This window comes from Streptomyces sp. ADI95-16 (genome assembly GCF_003721495.1).
Classification (GTDB): Bacteria; Actinomycetota; Actinomycetes; order Streptomycetales; family Streptomycetaceae; genus Streptomyces; species Streptomyces goshikiensis.
Map to the genome: position 1 here is coordinate 6913955 of NZ_CP033581.1, position 12151 is coordinate 6926105.

A 12151-nucleotide genomic window follows, 5' to 3' on the forward strand; every position below is an offset into this window, starting at 1 on the left:
TCGGTTCACCTCTCGGCTGTCGTGGTCATGGGCGGGTTGGTGAACACGGTGTGCGCGAGCCGGGCGTAGTCAGCCAGCGGATCGTCGGTGCCGGGGGCGAGGCCGAGAGCGGCCAGGGCGGCGTGCACCGAAGCCCTGCGGTCGGCGGTGCCGGGCGAGGCGATGCCGGTGTCCGGGTCGACGATGGCGGCGATGGCCGTGTCGCCGTCCTCGTCCACGACGGACGGCGGCCCCTCCGGCTCCGAGCCCAGCAGCGGGATCGCCGCGTCCGGCAGTCCGTCGGCCTCCAAGGCCTCGGCGTCGACCCAGCCGACCGCCGGGGCCAGCTTGGGCGCGGGGATCTCGAAGGTGATGCCGGCCAGGCAGCCGTCCAGCACTCCGTCGCCGTCGAGGACATCGCGGGGGTCGGCCGGCGGCGCCCCCCACATCGCCTTGGGCATGCCCTGCCGGAACGGGGTCACCGTCCACCCGGTGGGCGTGTACTCGTCCTCGAAGCGGCGCAGCGTGACCAGGTGTTCGGAGACCACCCCTCGCAGGCCCATCGGCCGGATGTCGATGGTGTCGGTGCCGGACCCGGCGAAGGACTCGGCGTTGAGGACGAGGTGACCGGCGGGGACGGCCGCCTCGGTGCGGACGGCGAACCCGTCGGCGGAGACGAGCAGTGGCTCCCCCGCCGCGGACCGGCCGGCCGCCTCCTCGGGGTCGACGTCCACCAGCAGCCCCCGCAGCGGGGCGATGGACAGCGGGGCGGGCAGCTGGACGCTGAACTCCGGCCAGGCGATCGACGGCACGCCGTCGCGGCCGGTGCCGAAGTCGATGGTGAAGGTGATGAACCAGACCTTCACCCGGGCGCGCCCACCGATCGGCGGCCCCCACAGGTCCAGGGACACCCCGACTTCCAGGGAGACCCGGACGCGGACGAACAGCACCTTCACGGTGGCCGCGACGCCGATGCTCAGCCCCATCGACAGGTCGAAGTAGAACGGCTTCCACTGCACCAGCGCGTCCAGCCAGGCGGTGAACCACGCCTGCAGCTGGATGCCGTGGCCCGAGTCGTAGTTCGCGGAGAGCTCGCCGCCGGCCATGAACGCGCCGTCGGTCAGCGCGGCGTACACCTGGCCGCGGATGGTCACCGGGCCGCGCGCCCATCGCCATCCGACGCGGGGCGGGTTGGGATAGTAGGCGGGCCGTTTGAAGCGGTCATGGTAGCCGCCCAGGGTGAACACGAAGCCCTTGCCGCCGCCCTGCGCGGTGCGGTCCTCGCCCCAGATGTAGAGCGACAGCCCGCCGGTGAGCTCGGCCGCCGGGTCGATGACGTACGAGCCGGGCGCGACGACCGCGTCCATGGAGAACAGGGCCTGGTCGTGGTGGTAGCCGATGGCCAGGTCGATGACGAGCCGGGCGATCGGGTCCTTGAGGGCCTTGCTGCGCGGCAGGTCGATGGTGGTGCGGCCGATCAGCATCACCTTCCAGGACTGGCCGCCCTCCACGAGCAGCAGCGCGCGGGTGCGCAGGAACTCGAACGAGCTGAACTCGATCCCTCCGGCTCCCCAGTACTGGCCCTCGCGCGGGGTGATCCACCCGCCCGGCCCGGCGAGCTGCTCCAGCACCTGCTCCGGGGTGTCACCGCCGCCACCGCCGTCCAGCCGGTTGACCAGCGGGAACCGCCCGACCTGGTCGATGGACGGGGTGCGGACGGTGCTGTTGACGCCGAAGCCGAGCGAGATGCCGATCACCCGGAACGGGGGCGGCCCGAACAGCCCGCGCTCGCCTCCCGAGACCTCGCCGAACAGGAACATCGACGACCAGCCGTCCACCGCCTTGGCGTACGAGCCGGCGGCGTGCAGCGCGAAGAACCCGGTCTCGATCGCGGCGAGCCCGACGAACTGCTCCTTGAGCCCCGGAGAGACCTCTGCTCCGGTGCGCCGCTCCACCATGCCGGAGATGTGGAGAGGCGGTTTGTCCATCACCACCCCGGCCCCGCGCAGCGCCGGGGTGATCTCGAAGCTCGGGCTGACGCCGATGCCGAGTCCGAGCAGCACCAGCTGCACCGGCCCGACGGTGAGGACGGCGTCGAGGGAGAGGAACAGGCTGCCGTCGCGGTGGGCGAGCCCCAGGCCGCTCAGCCGCACCGGGCCGAGGACCAGGTTCATCTCCTGTGACGCCGCCTCCTCGGCCCGGCGTTCGCGCCCCAGGACGACGGCCGGCCGGGGAGCGCCCGGGCGGACGACCAGCGGCGGCAGTTCCTTGTTGTCGGCGGTGACGGTGACCCACGCCAGGAGCCCCCGGGCGAGGTCTTCGTCGGGGAAGCGCGGGAGCCGTCGCGCGGTCGTGTCGTCGGCCGCGCCGACGAGCCCGTTCAGGGCTCGGACCTGGGCGGCCGTCCACAGGGCGGAGGCATGGGCGAAGTGGAAGCCGTCCAGTACGACGTCACGGCCCGGTGGGATGGCCTCGCCGATCAGCGGCAGGTCCGAGGCCCTGGCGTCGATGCGCCCCCGTACCCCCACCAGCCGCACGGAGCCCGGTCCCGACGCGGCGGGCACCTGTGCCACCACCATGCCGAGCCGGTCCGTGGCGGCGGTCACCACCAGCGACCCCGGCCCGGTGCTGGTGCGCTCCCAGGCCAGGGACGCTCCCGTTACCACCGGCCGCAGCTCTTCGGGGAGTTCCCCGAGCAGGTCGGCCGCGCCGTCGAAGCCCAGGCTGTCGAGCAGGCCGGTGATCGGCACTCCCGCGCCGCCCGTCTCGGCGGAGGTCTGCCACCTCGCGCTGATACCGGTGCTCCCCGGCTTCGACACCCACTGCGCGTCGAACAGGAGGGGCATGGTGCCCGGCTCCGCCGCCAGGTCGTCCACGGCCAGCGTCGCGCGCAGGACGCTGCTGCCGCCCGTGCCCTGCCGGTCCGCCGCGAAGTGCAGCCGTGCGTGGATGTCGCCGGACACCAGGCCGCTGTCGCAGACGAAGGTGAAGTCGCGGCTGGTGAAGTCGTAGGTGACCACCAGTGCGTCCACCGTCACCTCGGGGATGACGGGGACGTCGATCCCGAAGGCGTCGGCCGCCCATCGGGCGAGGTCGGAGAGGGACAGGCCGCCCAGGGCGCCGGTGGCCGTCCAGCGGTCGGACCGCTCCAGGCTGACGCCGAAGGACACACCCTCGACGGCGGCGGCCGCGTGGACGGAGAGGGCGAGACGGGTGGCGGGGCCGTGGGAGGCGGTGACGTACAGATCGGTCAGCGTCAGGGGGCCCATCGCGATCTCGCCTGCGAGAGCGCAGGTCAGCGACCACTCCTTCGTGCGCAGGCTGCCACGGGCCGACACCGTCAGGCCCGTACCGCCTTGCTGCGGGGGCAGCCCCAGCCCGTCCAACTGCTGCGCCACGGAGGCCGGGAGGACATCGCTCGCGCCGGATCCCACGGGCAGGGAAGCGAACAGTTCAAGCGTCAGATCCGGCACCGAGACCGTGGCCACCAGTTCGGCACCGCCCAGCACCACGGTGGCCGAGAGCCCCATGGCGGCCGACGCGTCCAGCCCGTCGCCGGGGAGGACGAGGGCGCAGTCCACCATCACGTTCTTCAGGGCGAGGGGCAGATCGCCGCCGAGTACGGACCACTCGCGCAGCAGACGTACCCGGGCGGCGACCGACCGCAGAGCGCCTGAGGAATCCACGGCGAAGGACGCGCCGTGCAGACGCGGATCGCCGGCACCCGCAGCCGGTAGGCCCTCGGGCAGCTCCGGGACCAGGCTTCCCGGGCCGGGCAGGAAGTCCAAGTCGGCGAGCGCGGAGAGGGCGATGCCCTCCTCGTCCAGCGCCGACGAGAGGCGGCAGGTGCCGTCGGGATCCACGGCCGCCTCGAAGGGGACCTCCGCCCCCGGCCCGGGCAGGTGGACGAAGACCCGGCTCGCCGCAGGACCGTCCACGGCCGCCGTGACGCGGGCCCGCGCCGCCGCCCCCGCCCCCAGGTGCCCGCGCAGGCCGTTGAGGTCCCAGGAGGTGTCACTGTCGTGGTAGCGCCAGTCCGGGAGGGGGAGGTCCAGCCGTACGGTGTGCACCGCCGTGTCCCCGGTGAAGGTCACCGTGACATCGGCCCGTTGCTCCCCGCCGGCCAGGCCGACCGAGCCGACGGCCGCCACCTCGCCGGCGGCGCCGGGCAGACGGCGCGGTGTGCTCAGGACGACGTCCTCGCCGCCGCCGACGAAGTCCCACAGGGCGGCGAACGACACGCCCACCTCCTGGGCGCCGACGGTGAACGGGCCGCCGCCGGAGACGGCGTCGTCGAGGCGCCCCCCGATGGTGTCGAGACTCAGGTCAGCCATTGCCCGCCTCCTCGGCGACGTGACCGTAGACGGCCTCATGGCCCACGGTGGAAATGACGGCGCCGCAGTCCGGCGGCCCGTCGCCGGCCACGCCCGCGACCACGATGCGGCGTGGCCGCCCGCTGTGGTGGTCCGGGACGGGCGGGCCGAACTGGGCGGGCAGGCCCTGCGTCCAGGGCCACCACTTCCCCGCCTCGGGGCTGGGTCTGCCGGTCACCACGGCCAGGGAGGCCGGAGGCGTGAACACGGCCGGCGCGCCCGCGCCCTTCAGGATCTTCTCGACGGACCGGGCGGCGGCCGTGTCGGCGTCGGAGGCCAGCAGCAGCCGCACTCCGCCGTACGTGACCAGGAGAACCGCGCTGCCGGACGCGCCTGCCTGCCCGTGGGCCGAGCCGTCGAGGTGGGCTCCGAGGACGTGGACTGCGGCGGCCCCCGCGGTCAGCAGCGGGCGCTTGAGCGTGGAGAACGCCGCGGGGAACTCCCGGGCGTCGTGCTCCTTCAACCACTCGGAGGCAGGGATGCCTCCTTCGAGCGACGGCGCGTTGTACGCCGGTGCCGGGGAGGTGTGGTGCACCATGCCGACGGACAGCCCCTGGGTCGCCGCGGCCAGCATGTTGTAACGGCGGGGAACGGAACGGGAGATGACGACAGCGTCCAGATGCCTCCTGCCGTCGGGGGCGGTGGGGAGGACCCGCTGGAACAGCGCCCTCAGTTCCGCCACCACCGCACCGCCCCGGGACCGGTCGTCACATCCGCAGTCGACGAGGACGGCATGGGCCGGGGGGCCCGGGACCACCAGCAGGTGGTAGTCGACCGCACCGTCGTCCGGCATGTAGAGGTGTACGGGCGCCTGCCGCGAGCCCGTACGTCCGGACAGCGGCCGGGCCCCCGCCCCCGGGGTGCTCACGTGTACGACGCTCGCCGTCACCGGGGAGCCTGCGGGGGTCTTCCCGGAAAAATAGCTCTCCACCTGGGCCCGCACGTACGGGTCCCGAGCCGGGGTGAGGGCCGATCGGACCAGCGCCCAGACGTTCTTCTGGTAGCGCAGGGCGCCCTTGGCCTGCTCGGCGCCTTTGGAGTCGGCGACGAAGACGTTGTACTGGGCCTCGGTGGCCACTTTCTCCTGCGCTTGCCGGTCCGTCGCCAGACCCGGTCGCGCGACACCGGTCTCGACGGCCGTCAGGGTGTCGGTGACCAGTCGGGCCAGGACTTCCGTATAGGCCTCGTCCACTTCGGTACTGACGTCTTGCAGGCCGCAGCCGAGACCGGAGTGCGCGTGCATGAGCTCGTGGGCGATCAGGTGGCGGCGCGCCGGGCCGTGGCGGTCCGCGCTCAGCGTCAGCTGGTAACGGACGTCCGCGGGGAGGCGGTCGGTCATGATGTCCCGGTGGACCGCCACGACCCGGGCCCTGGACAGGGCGGGCGTCGGCGTCTCGTCCGTACCGGGGAAGAGGACGTCCTTCGGCAGGCCCTCGATCTTCGCCCGCGCTGCCCTCTCCCGCGCGGCGTCCCCGCTGCCCAGGTCCTTGATGTCCGCCGGCGTGAGGTAGTCGTCCCACGTCCTGCCGGCCGGCAGCGTCGAGTTGAGCCGGGCCAGGAGTGAGATCCCCTCCGGGGACATGGGGACGACCCGGCCGCGCAGGTCCGGTAAGACCTCGGGGCACGTGACTCCCAGGACCTCGGCGAGGGCCCGGAACACAGAGGGCACGGCGATGTCGAGCTGGGCCAGGTCGTCGAGCCCCGGGGTCAACCGCGGCGAGGCCGCCACGGCCGCCTTCGCGACGATCTCCCAGTACCACCCGGGGCGTCCTTCGGGGGACCACACCTCTTCGTCCTTGCAGGGCGCGTACCAGTAGTTCTTCTGATCCCATTTCACCGAAAGGGGAAGTTTCGGCGGGACTCCTCGCTTGGTGGTGAGCTGGTACTTCGTTTCGAGACCGCTGCCGGTGACCTCAAGGACGTACCTCTCGTCATTGGGCCGGTGCAGGGTCTCGTCCACCTGGCGGCCGAGCCCTGGACAGGAGTGAATCTCCGTGTTCTGCAGCTCTTTCACTCCGAGATCACTTTCCCTTCGCCTGCCAGGCCGGGTAGGCGGGTTTGATCTCGCTGGGGCGGCCGAAAGGATAACGAGGGCCGTCAGGCCGCTCGTACTCCTGCTTCCCCGACCACTCGGCGGCGGGCAGGTCGGGGAAATCCGAACTTCCGGGAGCGTACGGGTGGCCGGGATCCCCGGAACGGACCGGCGCCCAATATCCGATGAGGCCCTTGTAGGGCCTCCTGCGGGTGATCGAGTGCTCGATGCCGTAGGGGTCGTAGACGACATTGGCGTCGTACTTGGCGTTCTTCCTGGCTTCGAGCAGGACGTCATGCACCAACGAGGCCGGCTTGCCGGCCTGCTGCTTGAGCCGGGTGAAACGCACCCTGACCGCTTCCTTGATGCTCTGCGTCTGGATGTAGAACGGCACGGCCCACTCGGTGGCCTCTTTCGACAGGGCCACGGCACGTGCGCCGGCGAGCCGGTCGCGGCTCGGATCCTGGAGGTTCTTCTCGACGCTGATGTAGTACGGCGTCGACTTGATGGTGTACACCCACCCCTCGACCCAGGCGGCGGACTGACGGCTGTCGGCCAGGTCGTTGACCTTGAAGAGGACTTCCAGCTCCTTGGCGTACAGCGCGGCCAGCTTCAGGGCGTCCCTTACCGAAGGGATGGGCGCCAGACTCTCGCTCTCCCTGATCTGCTTCGTGATCACTCCGTACTTCTTGGCGTACTGCGCCATCTCCACGTCCATCGACCACGCCTTGAGGAGGTCGTCCTTCTTCACCTTCCAGCTGATGAACATGTCGATCGCGGTACGGACATCCGAAGCCGTACTGATGAAACCGGAGATGCGCTGGTAATCGGAGAAACCGGCCACGTGCCGACAGAGATCCAGCCCGGTACCCCAGGCCAGGAAGCCGTCTTCGAAGATCTCCTCCGGAGCCCTGGTGTCGAACCGGTACAGCCACTGCGGAACGGGAATGCGGAGGTAGGGGAAGATCGGAAGCTTGGGCAGTCCGGCACGTGGTGCGTCACGGTCGGGTGGCGTTGAGTTCTCGGCACTTTCGAGCTGCGTCGACACCAATGGCCTCTCGTCTCTTTCCGATGACCGTTTTCTGCTACTGACCGAACAGATGGGAACGGGACTCGGCGTGCGGGGCGGCAAGGAGGCGGACCCCGCTGCCGTCGGAGCCCCGTCACCTTGCGAGATGATCACATCACCCCCCGGGTGCCTCTTGGGGTGGAAAGCCGAAATTTCGCCACGCAGGCGACCGAAACCCCATTTGTTGTCACCCCTCACCTGCGGTGCCCGTACGGAAGTTCGCCGCTCGGCACGGGCGGCTCCGGCCGGCGCGCCGACCCGGCGGCGGGTGAACACGGCCGAGCCGCGGGCCCCGTGGGACGGCAGGCAAGCAAGGAGCCTTCTCGCCGGAGGGGGTCGGATGCTCCCGATGATCCTCGATCTCGCGCGTGTCGATGCAGAGCGAAGACCGGACCGCGATCAGCACCACGATCGAGCGATCACGAACCGAGGAAGACGGGACTTAACGCCCACTGAGTGGGCCTTCCGGAGCTGGCCGCGAGGCCACTGGCCTGGCCCCCCGCCGTCTCGCCCGGAGGTCAGCATCGCCGGACCGGGGTCCGGTCACGGACGGGCTGCCAGTGGCGCTTGCTGCCGCACGATCTGCCGTCCTGGTCGGCGGTGTTCTACTACCTCCGCCTGTGGCGTGAGGACGGGCTGGACCAGCGGATTCGGGAACTCCTGCGCTGCCAGGCCCGCGAGAAGGCCCGCCGGTTAGAGGACCCGTCCCTCGTGATCACCGACATCCAGTCCGTCCGCGCGGCCGCCGGCGTCCCGAAGACCACGACGGGGCTGGACGCGAACAAGAAGGTCTCGGGACGCAAGCGGGGCTGGCTGTGGACGTCCTGGGGCTGGTCATCGGTGTTGTCGTGCTGGCCGCCTCCGCCCACGACAACGCCGTCGGCACCGCCCGGCCCGAGGCGGCGGCCTACGGGGCCGTTCTGGGACGGCGGCAGCGCGTCTGCCACGGCATGGCCGTTCCCGGCCTCGCCGGCGTCTTCGCCGCCCCGCCAGGCCGCAGCACCGCCGCCCGCACCGGTGACGGCCTGAACTCCGAATTCCAAGCCGTCACCTTCGGCGGTGCCCTGTTCGAGGCCCTACTCGGAGCGGGCCTCGCGCCACGTTGCGAGTACTTCTTCGATGTCGAATTCGGAGAGCCTGAGGGGCGGTCCAGGCGGGGGCATGCGCAGCGCCGTGCGGATCTTCTCGTTGATCTCGGTCAGGATGGCCCGCACCTGGCGCTCGGAGCGCGCCGCGTCGACCGCCTTCATCGCGTCCTCTGCCTCCTTGCGCAGCGCGAGTGCGGGCGGTAAGGCGGAGAATCCCTCGCGGTGCAGCTTGCCCTTGATCCACCACAGCTCGTCATAAGGGGTGTCAAGAGAGGGCAGCGGCTTCCCCTGTCCCGGTAGGTTCTCGAAGGCGCCGCGGTCGCTGGCCTCCCTGATCTGGCGGTCCACCCAAGACTCGAAGTCCATACCAGGCGGCTTGCGGTCGGTCACGGTTCCTCCCCGGGGTCACCTCAACTGTGCGCGGCGCCTGCTAGGGACCTCTCCGCCAACAGGGCTTCACGCGGGCGCTTTTAATCCAGCGTCAGCGTATCGCGCGCCTCCGGGCCCGGTCCCGGAGGGCTGACCCGCCCTATGGGGCGCAGGCCGCACCGGGACGGGCCTCAGCGCTGAGCTTTGCCGATACCGCGTTCCGGAACAAGGGCCTACGGGTGGAGATCGTCACTACCTCCGGACCCGGTCCGACGTCGGGCAACTGTGCACAGTCGGCAGATGGAGCCCCATCCAACTGGGGTGACGTGGATCGATCGAGGCGGGTGGGTTCGAGGCCTTCAGTCTTGTCGGTGATCCATCTCACCATGCGATCCATTGTGAGCTGCTCAAGCCTGCTCGAAGACCCTTGCGGGGGAGCCGCGCACCGCCGAGGTCGAAGAAGCTGTCTCATCGACCAGCCGTTCAAGACCGGCACGCGGCCGCCCAGGGAATCACCAGCCCCTACAACTACCGCGGCGAGGCGAGTGGCTCATCCGATCTACCCCGGCTGAGCCCGCTGCCCAGGGAAGTCCACCTTCAGGCCGAGCTGTTCGAGGGCGTTGAGTACCTCGATGAGGCCCGTCCGGTCGTCCTGACCGCGGCGCATGGTGGTCAGGACGGTCGCGGCGGTACCGGACTCCTCGACGCTCTGCCACAGCGCCGGGGCGAGCACTGGGTGAGCGCTGACCTCGACCAGTACGTCATGGCCCGTCAGCAGCTCGGCGGTGGAGTCGGCCAGCAGGACGGGCTGGCGCAGGTTCTGGGCGAAGTAGCCCGCGGTGGCCTGCTGCCAGTCGAGCGCTTGCCCCGTGACCGAGGAGATCATCGGGATCCGCCCGGGCCTGGGGGTGAGCTCACCTATGGCCCGTTCGAGGTCCGCCAGGATCGGATCGATCGCCGGGCTATGGGCCGGCAGGTCGACTCGGACCATCGCGCACAGCACGTCCGCGGCCTGGAGCTCGGCGACGATGGCCTCCAGCTCGGACCGGTCACCGGACAGCACGGTGGTCCGCGGTCCGTTCCGCGCGGCGACGCAGACGTTCCCTTCAAGCCCTCGCAGGTGCTTTGAAAGGTCGACGGCCGAGAGCTCCACCACGGCCATGCCGCTGTCAGGGTTGGCCACGCGGCGTTGCTGATCGCTGTAATGGTGGACGAGCCGGACCGCGTCCGGCAGGTCGAGGATGCCTGCGATGACGCTGGCGGCGATCTCGCCGACGCTGTGACCCGTGACGGCGGCCGGTCGGACGCCCGCCTCTTCCAGCCAGCGGGCGATGCCCACTTGGATCGCGAAGACGATGGGCTGCATGACGCCGACGTCGTCCGTCCTGGCTTCGGGTTCGTCAAGGAAGAGCTCGTGGACGAGGGACCAGCCGGCGTGCCGGGCCAGCTCGCTGTCGCACTCCTCCAGGGCCGAGCGGAAGGCGGGTTCGGTGCGGAACAGGGTCCGTCCCATGCCGACCCACTGCTGGCCGTAGGGGGAGCAGACGAAGGCGATCCGGGTGCCGTCCGCCGCGGTCAGCTCCCTCCCGGCGGACGGGCTGCTGGTCAGCTCATGGACGGCTGCCCCGCCGAGTTCGCTCAGCCGCAGACCCGGAGCGGCGGCCACGGCGTCGAGCAGCTCGGTGAACTCCCGGGCCAGCCGCTCGGCATCCGCGGGGGCGAAGAGGTCGAGGGCGTAGGTGAGGCTGCCGTCGATGCCGTCCGGTCTCCGCTGGTCGGTGAATCCCTCGAACAGCTCGAAGCGGAGGTCGAAGCGGGTGATCCCCTCCGTCACCGGCTCGGTCCGGACCTCCAGGCCGGGAAGGCGGAGCTCGACGCTCGCGTTGTTCTGGAACGCGAGCATCACCTGGATGAGCGGGTGCCACGCGGGGGAGCGCGGCGGGTTGATGGTCTGGACCACGTGGTCGAACGGCACCTCCTGGTGAGCGAAGGCCGCCAGGTCCGTGCTGCGCACCCGGAAGAGCAGCTCCCGGAAGGTCGGGTCGCTGTCGGTCCTGGTGCGCAGCACCAGGGTATTGACGAAGAATCCGATCAGGTCGTCGAGGCCCTCGTCGGTGCGCCCGGCGGTGGGGATGCCGATGGCGATGTCGGTGCCGGCTCCGCGCCTGGTGAGCAGGGTCGCAAGGGCGGCCTGCACGACCATGAAGACGCTGGTGCCGGTCTCCCGCGCCAGCTGGTGCAGTGCCAGGTGGGTCGCCCGCGTGACGTGGAAGGGGACTCGACCGCCTCGGTGTGAGGGGGTGTCCGGACGCAGGGCCGCCACATCGATCCGCAGGCGGTCGGGCATTCCCGCCAACTCGCCAGCCCAGAAGGAGAGCTGGCGATTGACCAGGCTGTTGGGGTCCTCCGGGGCGCCCAGGAGGTCGTCCTGCCAGAGCGTGTAGTCGACGTACTGGACCGGTAGTTCGGGCCGGGCCGGCTCCTGCCCGAGGCGGCGGGCGGCGTACGCGCGTGCCAGATCGCGGTTCAGGGGGAGCAGCGACCATCCGTCGCAGGCGATGTGATGAATGGTCAGGAGCAGGAGATGTTCGTCCGCGGACAGCCGGAACAGCTGGGCCCGTAGTGCCGTCTCGGCGGTGAGGTCGAAGGCGCAACCGGCCGCAGCGCTCAGCGCCTCGGACAGGCCTGCCTCGGTGACGTCTTCGACCGGCAGCTCGACCGGAGCCTCGTCCGGGTCCAGGACGACCTGCTGGGGCCGGCCGTCCCAGTCGGGGTATGCGGTGCGCAGACTCTCGTGCCAGGTGACCAGGTCGTCGAGGGCGAGTCGCAGGGCGGACCGGTCGAGGTCGCCGCGCAGCCGGTAGGCCATCGGCATGTTGTAGTGTCCGGCCGCGCCGTGCAGGCGGTTCAGGAACCAGAGGCGCCGCTGGGTCTGCGAGAGCGGGATCTCCGCCGGACGGTCCCGGGGGAGCAGTGGCGGGCGCCGGCTGCCGGAGCCCTGCTCCAGGTGGTCGGTGAGTTGGGCGACGGTCGGGGCCTCGAAGATCGTCCGGACCGGGACCTCCACGTCCAGGGCGGCCCGGATGCGACCGGCGAGCCGGGTGGCCAGCAGGGAGTGGCCGCCCAGCTCGAAGAAGGAGTCGTCGATGGTGACCCGGTCGAGCCCGAGCACCTGGGCGAACACCGCGCAGAGGATCTCTTCCTGTTGGCCTCGCGGAGCGCGGCCCTCCTTCTCACCCAT

General features: G+C 70.9%; 5 protein-coding genes and 1 pseudogene. 1 reads left to right on the forward strand and 5 read right to left on the reverse strand.

Annotation, left to right across the window (positions count from 1 at the left end):
- Positions 1-5 precede the first annotated feature (5 nt).
- The 3 genes from EES41_RS30765 to EES41_RS30775 are packed head-to-tail and all read right to left on the reverse strand — an operon-like array spanning position 6 to position 7432.
- A complete protein-coding gene (locus EES41_RS30765) occupies positions 6-4313 on the reverse strand; it encodes a DUF6603 domain-containing protein (protein WP_123081238.1) in 4308 nt (1435 codons plus the stop codon).
- Entirely contained in the window at positions 4306-6366 is a 2061-nt protein-coding gene (locus tag EES41_RS30770; protein WP_164495978.1) for a hypothetical protein, read from the reverse strand. Before EES41_RS30770 ends, EES41_RS30765 begins: the two co-directional genes overlap by 8 nt.
- A 7-nt stretch (positions 6367-6373) precedes the next feature.
- On the reverse strand, positions 6374-7432 hold the full coding sequence (locus EES41_RS30775; protein WP_164495979.1) for a hypothetical protein: 1059 nt from the start codon (positions 7430-7432) through the stop codon (positions 6374-6376).
- 561 nt (positions 7433-7993) lie between these two features.
- Here EES41_RS30775 and EES41_RS30780 point away from each other — a divergent pair.
- Positions 7994-8337: pseudogene (locus EES41_RS30780) on the forward strand (transposase); the annotation flags it as partial.
- A gap of 192 nt (positions 8338-8529) precedes the next feature.
- On the opposite strand, the gene EES41_RS30785 reads toward EES41_RS30780, so the two are convergent.
- Together EES41_RS30785 and EES41_RS30790 are read right to left on the reverse strand one after the other, a co-directional pair.
- Positions 8530-8931: a DUF1992 domain-containing protein gene (locus EES41_RS30785; RefSeq protein WP_123081241.1), complete on the reverse strand. Its 402-nt coding sequence runs from the start codon at positions 8929-8931 to the stop codon at positions 8530-8532.
- A gap of 538 nt (positions 8932-9469) precedes the next feature.
- Complete coding sequence (locus tag EES41_RS30790; protein WP_123081242.1) at positions 9470-12151, reverse strand: condensation domain-containing protein; 2682 nt, start codon at positions 12149-12151, stop codon at positions 9470-9472.

Coding starts and splice junctions, on each gene's coding strand:
- EES41_RS30765 (WP_123081238.1), bottom strand. CDS start 4,313: ATGGCTGACCTGAGTCTCGACACCATCGGGGGGCGCCTCGACGACGCC.
- EES41_RS30790 (WP_123081242.1), bottom strand. CDS start 12,151: ATGGGTGAGAAGGAGGGCCGCGCTCCGCGAGGCCAACAGGAAGAGATC.